18 protein-coding genes and 1 other RNA gene are annotated in these 19924 nt (G+C 47.3%); all 19 read left to right on the plus strand.

Features of this window, described 5'->3' with window-relative positions; translation table 11 throughout:
• The first annotated feature begins 114 nt into the window (after positions 1-114).
• The 19 genes from argC to H5715_RS01740 all read left to right on the plus strand — a co-directional run bounded on the left by argC (position 115) and on the right by H5715_RS01740 (position 19924).
• Complete coding sequence (gene argC / locus H5715_RS01650) at positions 115-1155, plus strand: N-acetyl-gamma-glutamyl-phosphate reductase (protein WP_075186095.1); 1041 nt, start codon at positions 115-117, stop codon at positions 1153-1155.
• Between the two features lie 34 nt (positions 1156-1189).
• A complete protein-coding gene (locus tag H5715_RS01655) occupies positions 1190-1930 on the plus strand; it encodes a DUF6776 family protein (RefSeq protein WP_075185877.1) in 741 nt (246 codons plus the stop codon).
• A gap of 3 nt (positions 1931-1933) precedes the next feature.
• Positions 1934-2380, plus strand: a complete 447-nt coding sequence (locus H5715_RS01660; protein WP_075185876.1) for a bactofilin family protein — start codon at positions 1934-1936, stop codon at positions 2378-2380.
• Positions 2381-2477: 97 nt separating this feature from the next.
• The gene (gene erpA / locus H5715_RS01665; RefSeq protein WP_075185875.1) at positions 2478-2831 is read left to right on the plus strand and encodes an iron-sulfur cluster insertion protein ErpA; all 354 of its coding nucleotides are present in this window, start codon (positions 2478-2480) and stop codon (positions 2829-2831) included.
• A gap of 23 nt (positions 2832-2854) precedes the next feature.
• Positions 2855-3373: a DsrE family protein gene (locus H5715_RS01670; protein ID WP_075185874.1), complete on the plus strand. Its 519-nt coding sequence runs from the start codon at positions 2855-2857 to the stop codon at positions 3371-3373.
• Between the two features lie 25 nt (positions 3374-3398).
• Positions 3399-3757, plus strand: an RNA gene (gene rnpB, locus H5715_RS01675) — RNase P RNA component class A.
• A gap of 246 nt (positions 3758-4003) precedes the next feature.
• Positions 4004-6001 (plus strand): ATP-binding protein, encoded by a 1998-nt coding sequence (locus H5715_RS01680; RefSeq protein ID WP_075185873.1) that lies wholly within the window; start codon positions 4004-4006, stop codon positions 5999-6001.
• A gap of 428 nt (positions 6002-6429) precedes the next feature.
• A complete protein-coding gene (gene mraZ, locus H5715_RS01685; RefSeq protein WP_075185872.1) occupies positions 6430-6873 on the plus strand; it encodes a division/cell wall cluster transcriptional repressor MraZ in 444 nt (147 codons plus the stop codon).
• 12 nt (positions 6874-6885) lie between these two features.
• Positions 6886-7821: a 16S rRNA (cytosine(1402)-N(4))-methyltransferase RsmH gene (gene rsmH, locus H5715_RS01690; protein ID WP_075185871.1), complete on the plus strand. Its 936-nt coding sequence runs from the start codon at positions 6886-6888 to the stop codon at positions 7819-7821.
• Between the two features lie 70 nt (positions 7822-7891).
• Positions 7892-8158, plus strand: coding sequence for a cell division protein FtsL (gene ftsL / locus H5715_RS01695; RefSeq protein ID WP_075185870.1), 267 nt, complete (start codon positions 7892-7894; stop codon positions 8156-8158).
• An 8-nt stretch (positions 8159-8166) separates the two neighbouring features.
• Positions 8167-9861 carry a peptidoglycan D,D-transpeptidase FtsI family protein gene (locus tag H5715_RS01700; protein WP_075185869.1) on the plus strand — a complete coding sequence of 565 codons (1695 nt, stop codon included), beginning with the start codon at positions 8167-8169 and terminating at the stop codon, positions 9859-9861.
• Positions 9861-11417 carry a UDP-N-acetylmuramoyl-L-alanyl-D-glutamate--2,6-diaminopimelate ligase gene (locus H5715_RS01705; RefSeq protein WP_139309792.1) on the plus strand — a complete coding sequence of 519 codons (1557 nt, stop codon included), beginning with the start codon at positions 9861-9863 and terminating at the stop codon, positions 11415-11417. Before H5715_RS01700 ends, H5715_RS01705 begins: the two co-directional genes overlap by 1 nt.
• Positions 11414-12808, plus strand: a complete 1395-nt coding sequence (locus H5715_RS01710; RefSeq protein WP_075185868.1) for a UDP-N-acetylmuramoyl-tripeptide--D-alanyl-D-alanine ligase — start codon at positions 11414-11416, stop codon at positions 12806-12808. Before H5715_RS01705 ends, H5715_RS01710 begins: the two co-directional genes overlap by 4 nt.
• Positions 12808-13890, plus strand: a complete 1083-nt coding sequence (gene mraY, locus H5715_RS01715; protein ID WP_075185867.1) for a phospho-N-acetylmuramoyl-pentapeptide-transferase — start codon at positions 12808-12810, stop codon at positions 13888-13890. The genes H5715_RS01710 and mraY overlap by 1 nt, the downstream gene beginning before the upstream one ends.
• Before the next feature lie 18 nt (positions 13891-13908).
• Complete coding sequence (gene murD, locus H5715_RS01720; protein ID WP_075185866.1) at positions 13909-15273, plus strand: UDP-N-acetylmuramoyl-L-alanine--D-glutamate ligase; 1365 nt, start codon at positions 13909-13911, stop codon at positions 15271-15273.
• Entirely contained in the window at positions 15270-16415 is a 1146-nt protein-coding gene (gene ftsW / locus H5715_RS01725) for a putative lipid II flippase FtsW (protein WP_175574270.1), read from the plus strand. Before murD ends, ftsW begins: the two co-directional genes overlap by 4 nt.
• Positions 16402-17523: an undecaprenyldiphospho-muramoylpentapeptide beta-N-acetylglucosaminyltransferase gene (gene murG, locus H5715_RS01730; RefSeq protein WP_075185865.1), complete on the plus strand. Its 1122-nt coding sequence runs from the start codon at positions 16402-16404 to the stop codon at positions 17521-17523. The genes ftsW and murG overlap by 14 nt, the downstream gene beginning before the upstream one ends.
• Positions 17524-17538: 15 nt before the next feature.
• A complete protein-coding gene (gene murC / locus H5715_RS01735) occupies positions 17539-18963 on the plus strand; it encodes a UDP-N-acetylmuramate--L-alanine ligase (protein WP_075185864.1) in 1425 nt (474 codons plus the stop codon).
• 4 nt (positions 18964-18967) lie between these two features.
• Positions 18968-19924, plus strand: a complete 957-nt coding sequence (locus tag H5715_RS01740) for a D-alanine--D-alanine ligase (protein ID WP_075185863.1) — start codon at positions 18968-18970, stop codon at positions 19922-19924.

A 19924-nucleotide genomic window follows, 5' to 3' on the forward strand; every position in this document is an offset into this window, starting at 1 on the left:
TAGTCAGAATCCCGGATGGGAAGCGACAACCTCCCTTTAGCTTTTGGCGAAAGAACCTTATCATACGCGGCTATTCTTTTGTCGTCATTGGCGGCGTGTTATGGAGACTATGCTGTGATTAAAGTGGGTATTGTAGGTGGTACAGGCTATACCGGTGTTGAGCTTTTAAGGTTGTTGGCTATGCACCCGGAGGCGGAAGTGACCGCCATTACCTCTCGTGCAGAAGCGGGAAAGCCGGTTGCGGATCTTTTTCCCAACCTTCGGGGCCACTATACGCTGACTTTTAGCGAGCCCAGCGCCAAAGTTTTAAGCGCCTGCGATGTCGTTTTTTTTGCAACTCCCCACGGCGTTGCCCAGGCGATGATGAACGATCTGTACGAGGCTGGTGTCCGTGTTATCGATCTTTCCGCCGATTTCCGCATCAAAGATATTGCCGTCTGGGAGCAGTGGTACGGCCAGAAACACGGTTGTCCGGAACTGGTGGCAAAGGCAATATACGGTTTGCCTGAGGTTAATCGCGAAGCGATTAAAGGCGCGCAATTGGTGGCGTGCCCTGGTTGTTACCCCACATCCATTCAGCTGGGTTTTTTGCCTCTGCTGGAAAATGACTTGATTGAAGCCGATTCGTTAATTGCCAATGCTGCATCGGGTATTAGTGGCGCGGGCCGACAGGGTAAAGTGGACTTCCTTCTGGCGGAAAACAGCGATAGCTTTCGGGCTTATGGTGTTGCCGGGCATCGCCACCTGCCCGAAATTGAGCAGGGTTTACAGGCTCTGCAGCCGCAGGGAAGATCTGCGCCAAAATTAACGTTTGTGCCTCACCTTCTACCTACGATCAGGGGGATTCATTCTACGTTATATGCACGCTTAAAAGGCCGCGTAGACGATGTGCAGGCGCTATACGAGCAGCGCTTTGCCAAAGAGCCTTTTGTGGATGTGTTGCCAAAAGGCACTTTCCCGCAAACCCGCACGGTAAAAAGTACAAATATGTGCAGACTATCGGTACTAGAGCCTCAGGAAAGGGGTACGGTTGTGGTGATGTCCGTGATCGACAACCTGACAAAAGGAGCCTCGGGTCAGGGTATTCAGAATATGAATATTATGTTTGGGCTGGAAGAAACCCTTGGTTTGTCGGCGCCTGCACTATTACCCTAAGCAAGCTGAACACAACAATAATAAGGTGAATTAAATGGCGGTGGTGAAGGGGAGTAAACAGTATTCGTTGCACGTTGTTCAATATCGGCCATGGACGAGAGCGGGCATAAGCATGCTGCTGTTAGCTGTTGTGGCAGCTGCAGTAGCGGTTAGCTTCGAGTTTGGTCATACGAAGGGGATGTCGGGGCAGGAGCAGGCTCTGCAAGATGTTGCGCGTTTAAATAGTGAGTTGCAGGCCAGTAACAGTGAGCTATCGGAGCTGCAGCAGCAAACGGCTAATATCAACTTGGGAGCCGAGGTCGATCGCAAAGCAAGTGAGACGGTTCGTCAGGAAGTTATTACGCTAAAGGATCAAGTTGCGGCGCTACAGGAAGAAAACAGTTTCTATCGCAATCTGATGGCACCAACGGGTAATAAGCGTGGTCTAACATTTGGCGCTGTCGAGGTGGTAGATACCGATAAGCCTCGGACTTACCACTTTAAAGTGGTTTTACAGCAGCTGGCAACTAATCATCAGTTGCTGACGGGTACGCTCACATTTGATGTAGTGGGCAGGCTCAATGGCGTGGAGGCAAGCTTTTCTCTGAGTCAGTTATCCGAGCAGGTGAGCCAGGATGCTGTTAGGCTGCGTTTTAAGTATTTTCAAACGGTTCAGGGGGAGTTGTCCCTGCCCGAAGGGTTTGAACCAGAGCGTATAGAGCTGGTGGCAAAATCAGCTGGCAAAACGCCAGTAACGATAGAGAAACGGTTTGGCTGGTTGGTCGAGGAGGCCTAATAAATGTTCGCTAAGAAAAAAGATAATCCATTTGCCCAGGGTGGTCACACACTGTTCGATAACGCGCTTGAAATTACTGGCGATGTGCATTTCGGTGGAACCCTTGATATTGAGGGCACCGTGAAAGGGAATATCACAGCCGAAACCAATGGTGATGCTTTGGTTCGTGTGCGAGCCAAAGGCGAGGTGACGGGTGAAATTCACGCGCCCAAGATTATTATCAACGGCCATGTTCATGGAGATGTGTATTGCAGCAAGCATTTGGAGCTGGCAGCCAATGCTGTCGTGAATGGCGATGTGCACTACAAAGTTATCGAAATGGTAAAAGGAGCCCAGGTAAACGGCAAGTTGGTACATATTGTGGAAGATGCCGTTGCCAAGCCGGAGGCTGTTAAATCGACGGCGCCAGCCAAGGCAGGGTCTGTGCCGGCGACTAAGGCTTCTGCTTAGCTAATCCCAATCTGGTTAATAGTTGACTAAAATGGTTGGTTAAATGGATAATTGCCTCTCCGTAGTATTCGCTACTGTATAAGGTATGTGTCCCAACATGAGTCAAGCGCAAACATTTACTCCCGAACCCCTGCTGGTAACCGAAAGTGCGGTGGCCAAAGTGAAGGGGTTAATTGACGAGGAAGGCAATTCCGACCTTAAGCTGCGAGTGTACGTCACTGGTGGTGGCTGCTCGGGGTTTCAGTATGGTTTCGCTTTTGACGAGGCCTGTGCGGAAGACGATGCCCGCATCGAAAAAGAGGGTATCACGGTGGTGGTGGATGCCATGAGTTACCCTTATCTGGTTGGTGCTAGGTTGGATTACCAGGAGGGGTTGCAAGGTTCGCGCTTCACTGTCGAAAACCCCAATGCTGCTTCCACCTGTGGCTGCGGCTCATCTTTTTCTATCTAGCTAGCCTATCGTGGGGCAGTATTGTGAAGCCATACTGCCCTTATTCCCAGTTACTCTCCATCTCAATAGTGGTACTCGGCTTGTGCTTTGTCAGCCAGGCTTTCGCCCAGGTTTTAGCTCCCCCTTCGAGTAGCCATTTCAACACCCCGCCTCCAACGTATTCCCCTGTCGAGCCGTTGCCGCAAGGCTATTTAGCAAGAATTCAGCTCAATTCTCCCGAAGAAGTAGGGCAAGCCCTGCTGCGGGCGGAGTTATTGTTTCGCGATGGAAAGGCTTTACATCCGGGCGAACCCTTGGCTTTTGTTCTGCATGGCCCGGAAGTCGCTATATTTTTCCGAGAGAATTATGAGCAATACAAACCAATCGTGGATTTGGCTGCACGCTTATCAGCACTGGAAGTGGTCGATGTTCGCGTGTGTCAAACGCGCATGGGTGTGCTTGGGCGTGACCCTTCCGTATTGCTGCCTTTTGTTGGAACCGTGCCTTTTGGGCCGACTGAGATTGAACGGCTGGTGAAGGACAAGCAATTTGTTTATTTCTAGACTAGAGTTTGCTACCGTGCGGCCCTGAGCTGGTCGGGCAATCGCGTTTGTGGGTTTTCGAACCTACAGCCGAGGAAAGTCCGGGCTCCATAGGGTAGAACGCCAGGTAACGCCTGGGGGGCGTGAGCCTACGGAAAGTGCAGCAGAGAGTAGACCGCCGATGGCCTTCGGGCACAGGTAAGGGTGAAAGGGTGCGGTAAGAGCGCACCGCGCAACTGGCAACAGTTTGTGGCATGGTAAACCCCGTTCGGAGCAAGACCAAATAGGAATCCTACAGGTGTGACCCGCACTGGATTCGGGTAGGTCGCTTGAGGTTTGTGGTAACGCAAGCCCTAGATGAATGATTGTCCACGACAGAACCCGGCTTACAGACCAGCTCTTTTTACTTAAAATACCGGTAGTTTCAGGGGGGCGAGATTGCTTTAACCCCTTTGGGCTACTAGTGTTGGTACAGAGTCTGATGATACAAGAAAAATACGTTCCGCACCCACCTCCTGTTTGATTGAGACGCTTGTTTTGTTTCTCTTGTTCGGCTTACATACTTTAGTCTTATTGCTTGATTGATCACCAGCTGCGAGGATTGCTGGTTGCACTATATTGGCTCATGGTTAGGTTATACAAGGGAAGCTCATGCTTGATGTTATCTGGAACCCGGAATCCTGCGATCTTGTTGATATCAATATTCTCGGCGAGGAAATTGCGCGCCATCAGCGCAGCATGCTGGGTAGTGGGCAGGGTTTTTGGGAGTGGGATCTAGCCGCAAACAAATTGAGTTGGTATGGCACCTTCTGGCGTGAACTAGGGTATAACGAAGACGATATCCAAAACATGACCGAGCCGGAAGTTCTGCTGAATTTTATCCATCCGGAAGACCGTGCAGTTTTTGGTTCTGCCATGACCAAAACGATCACTGAAGGCGTTGGCATTGATGTCTGCTATCGCCTACGCAGTAAGATGGGGTACTACTTGTGGGTTCGTGTTACCGGCCAGGGTTTTCGTGATGAAAACGGTTGGACTCACCATGTCGCCGGCGTAAACCAGAATATTTCCCAGTTAAAACAAACCGAGCAGGCGCTTCGAGCCAGTGAAGAACGTTACGGTCGCATAATTGCCGGAACGCAGGATGGCGTGTGGGATTGGGATATTGAAACGGGTGAAATCGAATTTTCCGATATCTGCTGGGAGCAGTTGGGTTTTAGTGGCGCAGAGATAAAAGAGCAGAATTTACGTAAAATCTCCGACTGGGAAGCGCGGATGCCCGAGCGCGATGTCGAGCGTTTTAAAGAAGCGTTACGTGCGCACATTCTGGAAGGGCAGTCCTTCGATATTGAGTATCAAAGCACAGCCAAAGATGGTTCTATTCGCTGGATTCGTGCTCGTGCAGAGGCCTCTTATAATAAACAGGGGCGGGCGGTGCGGGTGTCGGGTAGTAATATGGATATTACCGAGCTGAAAAACACTCAGCTGGCCGTGGTCCAGGCAAAAGTAGCTGCAGAGAAGGCTAATCAGGCCAAGTCCGAATTTTTATCCAGTATGAGTCACGAACTACGTACGCCGTTGAATGCCATTCTTGGCTACGCACAGCTATTTGATTACGACGACAACCTTAACGGCGAGCAGCAGGATAATATTGTTGAGATCCGCAAAGCCGGGGCTCACCTGTTGCACTTGATTAATGAGGTGTTGGATCTGGCCAAGATCGAAGCCGGACGTATGACGCTTTCGTTGGAGCCGGTGATTCCTAATCGTGCTCTCGATGATTGCTTGAAGCTGGTTCAGCCACTGGCGGAAAAGAAACGTGTAGAGATTGTCGTGCACGCGGGCACCTTTGGCAACACCCCTATTTTTGCCGACAATACGCGTTTGAAGCAGGCACTAATAAATTTAATATCCAATTCAATTAAATACAATCGTGAAAAAGGCAGAGTGACCATTGCTTTGGAGCAGGGGGATCGCGAAGCCATGCGGATTATTGTGCGTGATACTGGCCTGGGAATTCCCGAAGAAATGCGAAGTCAGGTCTTTGAGCCCTTCAATCGCTTGAGCGCTGAAATGGGCGCTATAGAGGGGAGTGGTGTTGGGTTGGTGATCACCAAGCGTTTGGTCGAAATGATGAGTGGGCGCATTGGTTTCGAAAGTGTAGAGAACGTGGGCACCGAGTTTTGGATTGAGCTACCTCTGGCGAAAGAGGGGGACAAGGGCGTTACCCAGAGAGCTGAGGATGTGTTCTCATCCAAGCGCGGTGAACTGAAAGTGAGCGAATCCAGGCATATCCTTTACATTGAGGATAATCCTGCCAATACTCGTCTGTTTGCTAAAATCATTGATCGCTTCGACCTGTTGACCGTAAGCACCGTAATGGAGCCACTACTGGGCATTTACGAAGCGCGTACCGCACCACCGGACATTATTGTGCTGGATATCAATCTACCAGACTTGGATGGCTATGAGGTGCTGGAGGTTCTGCAGAATGATGCTCGCACCAAAGATATTCCTATTGTCGCGCTGTCGGCCAACGCCATGTCATTGGATGTACATAAGGGCCTGAAGGCCGGTTTTGTTGACTACTTAACCAAGCCCGTAGACGTCAATCGTCTTATTGAAGTATTTAATACGCATCTTGGTTAACGTCTAGAAATATTTTCGCTATATTCACTGTCGTTATATGCTTCTTGGGTATATCCCGCACTGATTAATAATCCCAAATATTCTTGCAGTTAAAGTAAATTCTAGGAATTCACTTTAACTGCTTGTATATGATTGTGTTTCTTCTTTTTGTCGTTTCCTCCCGCTGTGTATGCATCCTGTAAAACTCTCAGAATTTCAATAGCTTAGCGAAACTTTTGCTCTCCATTTCCTTGACTTTGGCTCCCTGCGAAATATAGTGTTCAAAAGTGGTGTAAAGTGGATTAATGTGGGGTAAAGTGGGTAGATAAGCAATTTAACGTTATACTTCTCCGAGGTATTCCCAATTCAGTGCTTTATTTGCCGCTTTGAATAAACCGATAAACGCGTCTCAACCTTGACGTAATAAGGAAGAGAGACAGGAGGAAAGAGTGTTTCAGGGCAGTCACGCTATCAATATGGACGCCAAAGGGCGCATGGCTATTCCGGCTAAATACCGGGATTCGCTGGCAAGTGCCTGTGGTGGCCGTATTGTTATGACAGCTCACACTCAGGATCGCTGTGTGTTGGTTTATCCAGAGCCAGAGTGGCAGACCATTCTGCCGAAAATCGAAGCACTTCCCTCTTTCAACAAAGCATCACTTAGAGCGCAGCGATTGTTAATCGGCTACGCCTGCAGTCTTGAGCTGGATGGTAATGGTAGGGTGTTGGTTCCGCCAACTCTGCGCGACTACGCTGGTTTAGAAAAAAAAATGATGCTCGTTGGTCTCGGCAAAAAGTTTGAGCTCTGGAGTGAAGAGGCCTGGTTGGCCTCGGTGGCAGATATGGACAGCGATGAAGATCTGCCGGAAGAAATGATGACACTCTCTCTATAGAGATCCAAAGCTATGACAGGTACGCCACACTATTCGGTTCTATTGCAGGAATCGGTTGATGCATTGATTACCAATCCGAACGGCCTCTATGTGGATGGCACTTTTGGGCGTGGTGGTCACAGTCGCGCAATTCTCAATCGTCTCGGGCCGCGAGCGCGGCTGGTTGCGTTTGACAAAGATCCGGATGCAGTGAAGGTTGCTAGTGTTTTGCGGGCTGAAGATGAGCGCTTTCATATCGTGCACGATTCGTTTGCACATTTGGAACAGGTGACAGGTTTTTTACACGACCGTGATGATGAAAGGGTTGATGGTGTATTGCTTGATCTCGGGGTTTCTTCTCCGCAATTGGATGTTGCCGAGAGAGGTTTTAGTTTTATGCAGGATGGTCCGTTGGATATGCGTATGGACAACAGCCGGGGGCAAACGGCAGCTCAGTGGTTGAACACTGCGGATGAGGCGGATATTGCGTTTGTTTTGCGGGAGTATGGAGAAGAGCGATTTTCAAAGCGTATGGCGAATGCTGTTGTTAAGGAACGAGTGAAAAAGCCTTTTGAAACCACAGCGCATTTTTCCCGGGTGATCACAGAGGCGAATCCGCGTTGGGAAAAAGGTAAAAATCCAGCGACTAGGGCTTTTCAGGCGGTAAGAATTTTTATCAATCGGGAATTGGAAGATTTGGAAACCGCTTTATCCGGCGGTGTAAATCTGCTCTCCAGCGGTGGCCGCTTTGTGGTGATTAGTTTCCACTCGTTGGAAGACCGAATGGTAAAGCGTTTTTTTCGCGAGCAGTCCCGCGGAAAAACTCTACCCAGAGGTTTGCCGGTAACGGAAGATATGCTGAATAAAACGCTTAAAACTATTGGCAAAGCGGTTAAGGCTGGTGATAGTGAATTACTGGAAAATATTCGTTCAAGAAGCGCGGTTTTGCGAGTGGCAGAAAAATTATAAAGTCCATTATACAAAACTAGTAAATAGCGACGGTAAAACAAGTACGTAATTTTGTGGAGAAAAAGGGTCGGTGAAGTCGCTACTGATAATAATGTTGTGGTTGAGTTGCGTGTGCTCTGCACTTGGCGTTGTGTATTCGGCCTATAGTGCGCGCCAGGCGACCCAGGAACTGGAGTCTTTAAGGCGGGAGTCCAGTAGTTTGCAGGTGGAGTCCGGGCAGTATTTGTTGGAGAAAAGCACCTGGGCGGCCTATTCCCGTGTGGAAAAAATTGCTGTCAATGAACTGAATATGAAAGTTCCTGCATCCAATAAAACAATATTAGTCTTTAAGAAGTAATAGAAATAATGAAACGAGAACTGCAAATGTCCTTTTGGCGATTTTGGTTGTTGGGTGGAATGCTGGTCATTCTGCCTGGCCTGCTCGTCTGGCATTTGGCAAATTTGCAGGTTATTCCCTCTGCAGATAAAGGTTTTGAATTCTTGCAGAGCGAAGGTGAGGCGCGCACTTTACGGAGCGAAATTTTGCATGCCTATAGGGGCGTTATCACTGACCGCAATGGTGAGTTATTGGCGGTAAGTACGCCCGTAACGTCTATTTACGCAAATCCACAATTTCTAAAAGAAGAAGAGCACAGTGTTCTCGCTTCAGCACTGGATATTTCTACAAAGCAGCTACGTGAGCGCCTGAAGGTCTACGCTAACAAACAATTTGTCTACCTAGCTCGACATTTGCCCCCTCAGCAGGCAGATAAAATTTTAGCGAAAAAAATTCAAGGTATTTACGGGGAAACCGAATATCGTCGTTACTACCCTGCCGGAGAAGTGGTTGCCCATGTTGTAGGCTTTACTGATATTGAAGATCACGGTCAGGAAGGTGTGGAACTGGCGTTTGATGAGCACTTAGCTGGCGCAATTGGTTATAAGCGGGTACTAAAAGATTTAAAAGGCAATATCGTTAAAGAAAAGGGCCTGCTTAAAGCGCCGATTGCCGGCAGTAATTTATCGTTAAGTTTAGATTTACGTTTACAGTATTTGGCCTACCGTGAATTGAAGGCCGCTGTTGCCAAACAAAAAGCGAAATCCGGTTCTGTCGTTCTATTGGATGTTAAATCGGGGGAGATTTTGGCAATGGCTAATCAGCCCTCTTACAATCCAAACGATCGCCGTAATATAAAACCCGCACAGCTTCGCAATAGGGCAATTACTGATGTGTTTGAACCGGGCTCCACGGTTAAGCCTTTCACGATGATGGCTGCGCTGGAAAGCGGTCGTTATGCGCTAAAAGACACCATTAATACCAGCCCTGGTTATGTCATGGTTGGCAGTAAGGCGCTGCTCGATCCAAAAGATTACGGTGTTATGTCAATGACCAAAATTCTCACCAAATCCAGTCAGGTGGGGATAACCAAAATTGCGTTAAATATGGAGCCGCAGAGTATTCGAGAGCTGTTTTTTCGCGCAGGTATGGGGCAGAGTACAGGCATGGGTTTCCCTGGCGAAAGTGTAGGAGTGTTGCCAAACCGAAACCGCTGGCAGCCCATTGAGGTGGCAAATCTAGCGTTTGGATATGGGCTTAATGTCAATGCTGTTCAGTTGGCACAGGCTTATGCCATGATCGCTGATAAAGGGTCGTTCAAAAACGCTAGCCTAATTCAGGCCGATCAAGAGCCAATTCGAAACCAAATTGTTTCTCCTGGAATAGCGCAAAATATTACCGATATGTTGAAGACGGTACCACAACCTGGAGGAACAGCTACGCGCGCACAAATTCCTGCTTACCCAGTTGCTGGGAAAACAGGTACTGCCCATAAAGTGGGTGCGGAAGGTTATGTTGATGACAGGCATATTGCGTTGTTTGCCGGCTTTGCTCCAGCGGATAACCCTGAAGTGGTTGCTGTTGTGATTATTAATGAGCCTACCGATGGTAAGTATTTTGGTGGGGAAGCGGCTGCGCCGGTGTTTGCTACTATTGTCGAGGGCGCATTAAAAGTGCTGCGCGTTCCACCGCAAGTGGACAAGGCAATGATGGCGGGATTGTGATGGTAGATCCGTTAGCAAAAAATATGGGTTCATCCGATTGCTCTTTAAATGAGCTTCTGTCGGTTGTCGGTTGTGGCCCGTTATCGCAGCAGAACCCAAGCATTAAAAATATTGTACTAGATAGTCGACAGGTAAGTACTGGCAGCCTGTTTGTTGCGATAAAGGGAAGCGCGGTTGATGGTCGTGAGTATATTGGGGCGGCCATTCGTGCTGGCGCCGTTGCAGTTATCGCAGAGAGCAAAAGCTTTTCTGTGGAGTATTTCGACAACGTCGTAATTATCAATATTGAAAATTTGTGCGAAAAGCTGGGTCTTATTGCGTCGAAATTTTTTGGTGATCCGTCAGAAAAAATGCATGTGGTCGCTGTGACGGGAACTAACGGAAAAACAACTTGTGCGCAACTATTGCAACAGTTGTTCCAGTTGCTGGGAAAAAAATCGGCGACTATCGGTACCATGGGCTATGGGGCTGATTTATCGTTACTTGTTAGCACCGGATTAACCACGCCGGATGCGGTTACCTGTCAGCGAATTTTGAAACAGTTGCTCGATGATGGTGTTGAGTGCGTGGCTATGGAGGTTTCTTCCCACGCGATTGCACAATGTCGTCATGGTGGGATTCAGTTTGAGGGAGCAGTTTTTACCAACCTTTCGCGAGATCATTTGGATTACCACGGATCGATGGGCGATTACGCCGAGATTAAAGCGTCATTATTTCAGTCTACAGAGCACAAGTTTGTAATTACGAATTTAGATGATGACGTTGGTGCAGGCAGTATTCGTGATGCCGTCCCCGAAACCGTCGATTGCTTTGGTTACGGTCTGAAAACAAAAAAAGGGAACAGGGGTTTCGAAGGGGGGAGCGTATTTGCTGGCGAGCTGGATTTTTCGGAAAAGGGTATATGTGGCCATGTTGATTCTTGCTGGGGAGAGGGAGAGTTAAGTAGTCAGTTAATTGGTCAGTTCAACGCCTACAATCTTCTGGCTGTTATCTCGACGGCTTGCGCATCGGGTTATTCACTTGTTGAAGTATTGGAAAAAGTACCTTTGCTTGAGCCTATAGAGGGAAGGATGCAAAAGGTTCAAGTAGCTGGAGATATTGTTGTAATTATTGATTACGCACATACGCCAGATGCATTGGAGCAGGCGCTGAAGGCTGCGCGCGAACATACAGCTAAAAAATTATGGGTTTTATTCGGTTGCGGCGGTGACAGAGATAAAGGTAAGCGTCCGCAAATGGCTGCTATTGCAGAGGAGTATGCCGATAATATTGTGGTCACTTCAGACAACCCCAGGATGGAAGACCCAAAACGGATTATCGAAGACATTCTCGCCGGCTTTTCTTCGGTGGATAAAATTATTACTGAACCCGATAGAGCCGCTGCTATTTACTGGGCGGTAAACCAAGCCGCCTCCGGCGACATGGTGTTGTTTGCCGGGAAGGGGCACGAGAAATATCAGCTGGTGCAGGGTGAGAAATTATCGTTTAGTGATTACGACACAGCCTCTAGTGCGTTAAGGATGCGGGCGCAGAAAAATGCGGGGGGCCTGCAATGATGTTATCGGATTTGTGTTCGGCAGTAGACGGAAAAGTCATTGGCGCTGACACTGCCTTTGCCCGCGTTAGTACCGATACACGCTCAATCAAAAAGGGCGATTTGTTTTTTGCGTTGAAAGGGGCCAATTTTGACGCCCATCATTACCTTGTGCAAGCAGTGCAAGCTGGAGCTTGTGCCATAGTTGTGGAAAAAGAAAGTCCGCACGTTGCTGTTCCGCAATTACTTGTAGAAGACTGTTGTAACGCTCTGGGGCAGGCTGGGAGATTAAACCGGGAAGCCTATTGCGGAATGCTTGTGGCGATTACCGGTAGCAATGGAAAGACCACTGTGAAAGGTATGCTGAAAAGTGTTTTCTCTGAGCGAGGGCGTGTTTTGGCTACTGAGGGCAACCTGAATAATCATATTGGGGTGCCTCTAACGTTAATGAAGCTGGACGTTCATCACTCGTATGCAGTCTTAGAGGCTGGAACCAGCGGGAAAAATGAAATTGCGTATTTAACGTCGTTGATTCAGCCCGAGATCGCGCTTGTTAATAATATAATGTCCGCGCATCTTGAAGGGTTCGGATGTAAGGCTGCTATTGCAGAAGAAAAATCCGCTATTTATTCCAGTACGAAATTACGTATTGGTGTTGTCAATTTGAATAGTGCCTATTGTAGTGAATTTCTGCTGAAGCTAAAGGGAAAGACTGTAACAGGTTTTGCTCGTGTTGAAACCACAGAAGAGCTTGAACGGGTTGTCGCTAAGTTCGATAAAGCGGTTAATCGTTTAGTGTTGGCTCGAGTCTTAGTGAAAGATGATCGGGGGTGCAATCGTTTCGAGCTAATTGATGGCACTGAACAATCCTCGGTGACTTTACGGGTTCCTGGCTTACACAATGTGAATAACGCTTTAGCTGCGGCAGCTTGTGCTTTGTCCTGCGGTTTACCTTTGTCGGTTATTGTCGTCGGCCTCGAAAAATTTGCCGGTGAGTCTGGCCGTATGCAAACTGTAGCTTCAATATTGTGCGATCAGCTAGTCGATGATAGTTATAACGCAAATCCCGGCTCTATGCGAGCGGCCATAGATTTTTTGGCAGAGAAGGCAAAAAGCGTACTAATAGTAGGAGATATGGCTGAAGTAGGCAGTAATGCTGAGCAAGAACATTTTGCGATAGGCGATTACGCAAAAAAGAAAGGTATAAATACTGTAATAGCCGTTGGCCCTCTAAGTCGGTTTGTCGCTGAAGGTTATGGTGAGGGAGCTGTTTGGTTTTCCGGTCGAGAAGAGTTATTCGAAGGTTTGGGAAAGTTAAATTTCAAAAATAGTGTTGTTTTGGTAAAGGGATCGCGCAATTCCAGAATGGAGAAAGTTGTGCAGACACTGAAGCAAAGAGAGGAGGATTGCTGATGTTGGTGTGGCTGGCGGATTTTCTGCAGAATTTTATTAGTGGTTTCGGTGTCTTTAAATACCTGACCTTGCGTGGCATCCTCGGGATTATGACCTCGCTGGGTATTTCCATGATCATGGGGCCCTGGGTGATTCGTAAATTAAACCACTTACAGATTGGTCAGTCCATTCGTGACGATGGCCCGGAAAGCCACTTGAGTAAATCGGGTACGCCGACAATGGGCGGCACACTTATTCTATTTTCAATTGTGACATCAACTTTGATGTGGGCCGATCTCAGTAACCGTTATGTGCTGGTCGTGCTTTTCGTTACTGTGGCTTATGGCTTGATTGGCTGGGTTGATGACTATAGGAAAGTTGTAGAAAAAAATTCGCGGGGTTTGCCCGCCAAGTGGAAATACTTTTGGCAGTCGATTGTAGGCTTTGGTGTGGCACTGGTACTTTTCTACAGTGCCCAATCTCCAGTAGAAACCACACTTTATGTTCCGTTCTTTAAGAGTTTCGCCTGGGAAATGGGCGCGTTTTTTGTTGTGCTGACTTATTTTATGATTGTTGGTTTTAGCAATGCTGTGAACTTAACCGATGGTCTGGATGGTTTGGCCATAATGCCTACCGTAATGGTGGGCTCGGCATTGGGGATTATTGCTTACTTGAGTGGACACGCAAATTTTTCTGGGTATTTGCATATTCCTTATATCCCCGGTGCTGGAGAGCTAGTGATTTTCTGCGGAGCCTTGGCGGGCGCTGGTTTGGGTTTTTTATGGTTTAACACCTATCCTGCCCAAGTGTTTATGGGGGATGTAGGTGCCTTGGCGCTGGGCGCTGCGCTTGGTGTTATGGCGGTCATTGTTCGTCACGAGATCGTATTTTTTATTATGTCCGGTATTTTTGTGATGGAAACGGTATCGGTTATTTTGCAGGTAGCTTCCTTTAAGCTTACCGGGCGTAGAATATTTCGAATGGCTCCGTTGCATCATCACTTTGAGCTAAAAGGTTGGCCTGAACCCCGGGTAATTGTTCGTTTCTGGATTATTACCGTTATGCTGGTTCTGATTGGCTTGGCAACACTGAAAATTCGTTAACAGGGTATTGGCAATTTAATGAGTTCGCTACTAGCAACAGATAGAGTCACCATTGTATTCGGTTTAGGTATGACTGGCGTGTCTGTTGCGCGTTATCTAAGCCGAAAAAAACAAGCTTTTGTCGTTGTTGACACGCGCGCGAACCCTCCTGGGTTAAATCAATTGAAAGTGATTAATTCGAGAGTGGAGGTTATCACTGGGGAACTCAGTGAAGAAACGATTTTGTTAATGTCGAATGCCACCGAAATTATTATTAGTCCAGGGGTTTCACGTCATATACCAGCATTAAAAAACGCGATCGAAAAAGGCGTGTCTGTTATTGGTGATGTTGCCCTATTTTTGCGCGAGGCGAAGGCTCCGGTAATTGGAATTACCGGTTCTAACGGAAAAACAACGGTTACAACAATTGTTGGCGAAATAGCCGAGAAAGCGGGAGTTAATGTCCGCGTGGGCGGGAATATCGGCGTGCCAGCGCTGGATATACTGGGGTCTGATGTCGAACTCTATGTTCTGGAGCTGTCGAGCTTTCAATTGGAAAGCATTCCTTCTGCCGGTTTACATGTTGCCTGCCATTTGAACCTTAGCGAGGATCATATGGACCGTTACGACTCGCTTGCACAATATTGTATGGCTAAGCAGAGAGTTTTCTGGGGAGCAAAAAATGTCGTTTATAATCTGGACGAAAAACTGACTCAGCCGCCGATCACCGAAAAGGTAAAGCGCTTTGGGTTTGGTATGAAAATTTATGCTGAGCAGGGTGATATCAAGTACCTGTTTAGTGGAACAAATAGAGTTTTAAATATTGATGACCAACCGCAGTTAGCCGCATCAGAATTAAAAATGTTTGGCCGCCATAATATTGCTAATGCATTGGCCGTTATGGCCATTTGTGACGCGGTGGGACTTGATCGAAAGGCGGTAAAATCAGTGCTTTGCGAATTCAAAGGATTGTCGCATCGTTGCCAATGGGTGGCTGAATATAGGGGGGTTACCTTTATTAACGATTCTAAAGCAACCAACGTTGGCGCCGCAATAGCTGCTATTGAAGGCATGGTAGATGATTTTTCAGAAATTACGCTTATCGCTGGTGGTGATGGAAAGGGTGCAGATTTTGATGTGTTTGCGGGTACGATTAATCGACATATTGCTCAATTGGTATTGATTGGTAGAGATGCTTTGCTTATCGCCGATAAAGTTGATGGAAATAAGGTTAATAAAGTTCACGCCACTACTTTAGAGGATGCTGTTCAAAAAGCGTTTGAAAACAGTAGGAAAAATAGTGTTGTCTTACTGTCACCCGCATGTGCAAGCTTTGATATGTTTACAAGCTTTGAGCACCGGGGAGATAAATTTATTACTGCGGTGGGAGCCTTGGTTGCATGAAGGGTAAGCAGCTGGTGCTAAATGATTATTTGCCTCCACTCGCGATGGATAAAGGCCTGGTGTTCGCCGTTGCTAGTTTAGTCAGTATTGGTTTGGTTATGGTCGCTTCCAGCTCGCTAGATTATGCGGCAGCAAATTATGGTGATGCGTGGTATTTCGTAAAAAAGCAGGCGATCTACTTGTGCATGGGCGTCGCAGGAGGACTAGTGGTTGCATCGATACCGACGGATATTTGGCAGAAATACTCTGGTCTGCTGCTAGTATTGGCCATCGTTTTTCTTGTGATAGTCCTACTGCCCGGGGTCGGTAAAACTGTAAATGGGAGTCGTCGCTGGTTACGGCTTGGTCCGCTGACGATGCAGGCCTCTGAGTTGGCCAAGTTTTGTCTGGTTGTCTATTTTGCGAGCTATCTCGCGAGAAAAAACCATGAAGTGCGTTTCCAGTGGGGCGGCTTTTTCAAAATGATCGCGATTATTGGCCTAGTCGTTTTTTTATTGCTGTTGGAGCCGGATTTCGGTAGCTCAGTTGTTATTTGTTTAACTCTGGGGGCAATGATGTTTGTCGCGGGTGTTCCGCTATTGCGTTTTTTGTTACTGGCGCTCATCGGTATTGGCATGTTGGCTTTTATGGCCGTTATGTCTCCTTACCGTTGGAACCGATTAGTCGCCTTTATGGATCCCTGGGAGCATCAGTTCAACAGTGGTTACCAATTAGTTCAATCGCTGATTGCTTTTGGTCGAGGTGAATGGTTTGGGTTGGGGTTGGGGAATAGCTTGCAAAAATTATTTTTTTTGCCAGAAGCCCACACGGATTTTGTTTTCGCTATCTACGCCGAAGAGTTCGGCTTGATAGGTGCTTTGTTGTTGATTGGTTTGTTTGCGTTTTTTGTTTGGAAAATGGCAGTACTGTCACGAATCACTTTTTTTAGGAAAAAACTCTTTGGCTGCTATCTGGTTTTTGGTATAGCAGTAATGGTGGCGGTACAGGCATTTATCAATATGGGCGTTGCGTCAGGTTTTCTACCGACAAAAGGTTTAACTCTCCCGTTTATTAGCTATGGTGGCAGTAGTTTGTTGGTCAATTGTGCTTTGGTAGCTTTGGTTTTTCGAGTGGCTTGGGAAGAGCGTTATGGCTGCAACTAAGCGTGTATTGGTGACTGCTGGTGGTACGGGTGGCCATGTTTTTCCTGGGTTAGCTCTTGCCAATGAATTGCAGTCCCGGGGTTACGAAATTCACTGGCTGGGAACAAACGCGGGAATTGAATCTCGTTTGGTATCAGAAGCGAAAATACCACTGCATATGATTGATGTTAAGGGCCTGCGTGGAAAGGGTGTTCTGTTAATATTTGCAGCCCCATTCAATATTGTAAGGGCGGTTTGGCAGGCTGTGAATATCGTGAAAAAAGTGTCTCCGGATTTGATTGTTGGCCTCGGTGGTTTCGTGGCTGGGCCAGGAGGCATTGCTGCTAAATTAACGGGTAGGCCGTTATTGATCCACGAGCAGAACGCCGTAGCGGGAACGACGAATAAAATATTGGCGCTAATGGCTAACCGTGTTTTGACCGCGTTTCCCAACGTTTTGAGTAAAGGTGTTTGTATAGGTAACCCTGTAAGAGATGAGTTTTACTCTTGCAAAATGCATAAAGCAGAAAACAACGGGCGAATAAATTTATTGGTCGTTGGTGGTAGCCGAGGTGCTCGGGCGCTAAATCAACTACTGCCTGACGTTATTGCGCAAATGGGCGAAAAGGCTGGAAGTCTTGCTGTTCTTCATCAAACGGGTGGAAAACTGCTTGTTGAAACAAAAGAGGAGTATCAGCAGAAAGGAATTACTTATTCAAACGGATTAGAAATGCCGGAGGCCGGTGAAGTCGCGGTAGTTGATTTTATTGACGATATGGCGTCCTGTTATCAGTGGGCAGATATCGTGCTATGCCGTTCAGGCGCACTTACGGTTTCTGAGTTGGCTGCGAGTGGCGTTGCGTCCATATTGGTACCTTTTCCGTTTGCCATTGATGACCACCAAACGGAAAATGCTAAATACCTAGTGGATGCAGGAGCAGCAATACTTTGGCCACAAAGCGCTATTGACAGCAAAAAAATCGCACAAAAGTTGCAAGAATTTATTGATGGTCCCAGTCAGCTTGTCGATATGGGATTGAAGGCAGAAGAAAGAGCGAAGCCACTGGCAACTAAACAGTTTGCCGACGTGTGTGAGCAGCTAATAAACGTTATGGCAGGCACGAGTTAACAAGGTTGTATTATTATGAAATCAAATAACCTTCATCAAATACCCGAAATGCGCCGAATCCGACGAATACACTTTGTCGGTATCGGCGGAGCAGGAATGAGCGGGATAGCTGAAGTCCTGTTGAATCAGGGTTATGAAATTTCGGGTTCGGATTTAAAGGAGTCTGATGTTACCCGTCGTCTTGCGACAAAAGGAATCGAAATATTTATCGGGCATCATGCGCAGAATGTTGAAGGTGCTAGTGTTGTTGTCAATTCCAGTGCAGTTACCGATGGTAATCCTGAGCTGGCGGAAGCGAAAGAAAAGCGAATCCCGGTTGTACGAAGAGCAGAAATGCTCGGTGAATTAATGCGCTATCGCCATGGGATAGCTGTCGCCGGTACACATGGTAAAACAACAACAACAAGCCTGATAGCCAGTATTTTTGCCGAGGGAGATCGCGATCCTACCTTTGTTATTGGCGGCTTGTTAAATAGTGCTGGCTGCAATGCCAGTTTAGGGGGAAGCCGTTACTTGGTTGCTGAAGCCGATGAAAGTGATGCTTCTTTTTTGCATTTACAGCCCATGGTTGCCGTCGTTACCAATATCGATGCTGATCATATGGATACTTACGATGGCGATTTTTCAAAGTTAAAGAAAACATTTATTGAATTTTTGCACAACCTGCCATTTTACGGTGTAGCGGTTATGTGCGGCGACGATCCTGTTGTGAAAGAAGTGATACCTAGTGTCTCACGCTCGGTGGTGACATACGGTTTTTCTGAAGACTGTGACTATCGTATCGAGGATTTGCAACAGTATGGAGATAAACAGAGCTTCAAAGTTATTCGTCCCGGCGACAAATCGATGCTGAAACTGAAGCTGAATATGCCGGGTAGTCATAATGTATTAAATGCTACTGCGGCTGTGGCGGTTGCGACCGATGAAGGGATTAATGATGAGGCTATTTGCAATGGTCTAGATAAATTCCTTGGTGTCGGTCGTCGTTTTCAGGTGTATGGTGAATTTAACGTGGGTGAAGGTGACACCGCGATGCTGGTGGACGACTATGGTCATCATCCTCGAGAAGTGGCCGCGACTATTAAAGCCGTTCGTGACGGTTGGCCAGCTCGACGTTTGCTTATGATTTATCAGCCACACCGTTATACTCGTACGCGGGATCTCTACGAGGATTTTGTCGATGTGCTTTCGAGCGTTGATCAACTTATTTTACTAGAAGTCTATTCGGCTGGTGAAGAACCGATACAAGGTGCCGACGGTCGTCACCTTAGTCGAAGTATTCGCAATCGAGGCGTAATTGATCCCATTTTTGTGGAGGGTGTGGAAGGTGTGCCAGCTGTTGTAAAGGATATTGTAAAACCTGGTGATGTGGTAATAACTCAGGGGGCGGGCAATGTAGGTGCATTGGCTACGGAACTGGCGAAGAGAAAATTTTGTTAAGGCTATGAGCGATAAAGTGGTAACTCGTTTTCAACACTTATTAAATGCTGAAGAAGGTTTTGGCAAAGTGGCGGTTTTGTATGGCGGAACGTCTGCAGAGCGCGAGGTTTCGTTAAAAAGTGGGCTCGCCGTCGAAAAAGGTTTGCAGGAACTGGGGATTGACGCCAAGGGATACGATATTGGGGGAAATGCTGTTGAGCAATTGTTGGCAATCGATTTTGATCGCGCTTTTATTGCTCTGCATGGGGAAGGTGGTGAGGACGGTAAAATTCAGGCTGTGCTGGATTTAATGGGTAAGCCCTACACTGGTAGCCGGCATACGGCTTCAGCGATTGCAATGGACAAACTGAAAACCAAACAGATCTGGTTGAGTGAAGGTTTACCGACTCCATCATATCGAGTTATTGATGCCTGTGCAGATATGGCCGAAGTGCTACAAAGCTTAGGTGGCGAGGCTTTTGTGAAGCCTGTACACGAAGGTTCCAGTATCGGTATGCGTTGTGTCTCGTCACCGCAAGCTTTGGCTGAAGCATGTGTTTTGGCGAATCAATTCGATAGTCTTGTTATGGCTGAGCAGAAAATTTCTGGAGCGGAATTTACGGTAGCTGTTCTAAATGGCAGAGCGCTGCCACCGGTAGAGCTGCAAACCGATAATACGTTTTATGACTACGAAGCGAAATATGAATCCAGTACTACTCGGTACAACTGCCCGTGCAATTTAAGTGTGGAAAAAATACAGGAGTTGGAGAACTTGGCGGTTAATGCCTTTGGTGCTGTCGGTTGTAGAGGTTGGGGGCGAGTCGATGTTATGCAGAATCAACATGGCGATTTTTTTCTGTTAGAAGTTAATACTGTACCGGGTATGACAGATCACAGCCTGGTACCGATGGCCGCACGAGCTGCAGGCTTAAGTTTCAACGAACTGGTGTGCGAAATTCTAGCCACTACCATGCAGGATTGA

The organism is Teredinibacter haidensis (genome assembly GCF_014211975.1).
Taxonomy (GTDB): Bacteria; Pseudomonadota; Gammaproteobacteria; order Pseudomonadales; family Cellvibrionaceae; genus Teredinibacter; species Teredinibacter haidensis.

Excerpts from the sequence above, each read along its gene's own strand:
- rsmH (WP_075185871.1), top strand. The coding sequence starts at position 6,886 with ATGACAGGTACGCCACACTATTCGGTTCTATTGCAGGAATCGGTTGAT.
- murC (WP_075185864.1), top strand. The coding sequence starts at position 17,539 with ATGAAATCAAATAACCTTCATCAAATACCCGAAATGCGCCGAATCCGA.
- erpA (WP_075185875.1), top strand. The coding sequence starts at position 2,478 with ATGAGTCAAGCGCAAACATTTACTCCCGAACCCCTGCTGGTAACCGAA.
- H5715_RS01705 (WP_139309792.1), top strand. The coding sequence starts at position 9,861 with ATGGTAGATCCGTTAGCAAAAAATATGGGTTCATCCGATTGCTCTTTA.
- murG (WP_075185865.1), top strand. The coding sequence starts at position 16,402 with ATGGCTGCAACTAAGCGTGTATTGGTGACTGCTGGTGGTACGGGTGGC.
- H5715_RS01710 (WP_075185868.1), top strand. The coding sequence starts at position 11,414 with ATGATGTTATCGGATTTGTGTTCGGCAGTAGACGGAAAAGTCATTGGC.
- mraY (WP_075185867.1), top strand. The coding sequence starts at position 12,808 with ATGTTGGTGTGGCTGGCGGATTTTCTGCAGAATTTTATTAGTGGTTTC.
- H5715_RS01700 (WP_075185869.1), top strand. The coding sequence starts at position 8,167 with ATGAAACGAGAACTGCAAATGTCCTTTTGGCGATTTTGGTTGTTGGGT.
- H5715_RS01740 (WP_075185863.1), top strand. The coding sequence starts at position 18,968 with ATGAGCGATAAAGTGGTAACTCGTTTTCAACACTTATTAAATGCTGAA.
- murD (WP_075185866.1), top strand. The coding sequence starts at position 13,909 with ATGAGTTCGCTACTAGCAACAGATAGAGTCACCATTGTATTCGGTTTA.
- H5715_RS01655 (WP_075185877.1), top strand. The coding sequence starts at position 1,190 with ATGGCGGTGGTGAAGGGGAGTAAACAGTATTCGTTGCACGTTGTTCAA.
- H5715_RS01660 (WP_075185876.1), top strand. The coding sequence starts at position 1,934 with ATGTTCGCTAAGAAAAAAGATAATCCATTTGCCCAGGGTGGTCACACA.
- ftsW (WP_175574270.1), top strand. The coding sequence starts at position 15,270 with ATGAAGGGTAAGCAGCTGGTGCTAAATGATTATTTGCCTCCACTCGCG.
- H5715_RS01680 (WP_075185873.1), top strand. The coding sequence starts at position 4,004 with ATGCTTGATGTTATCTGGAACCCGGAATCCTGCGATCTTGTTGATATC.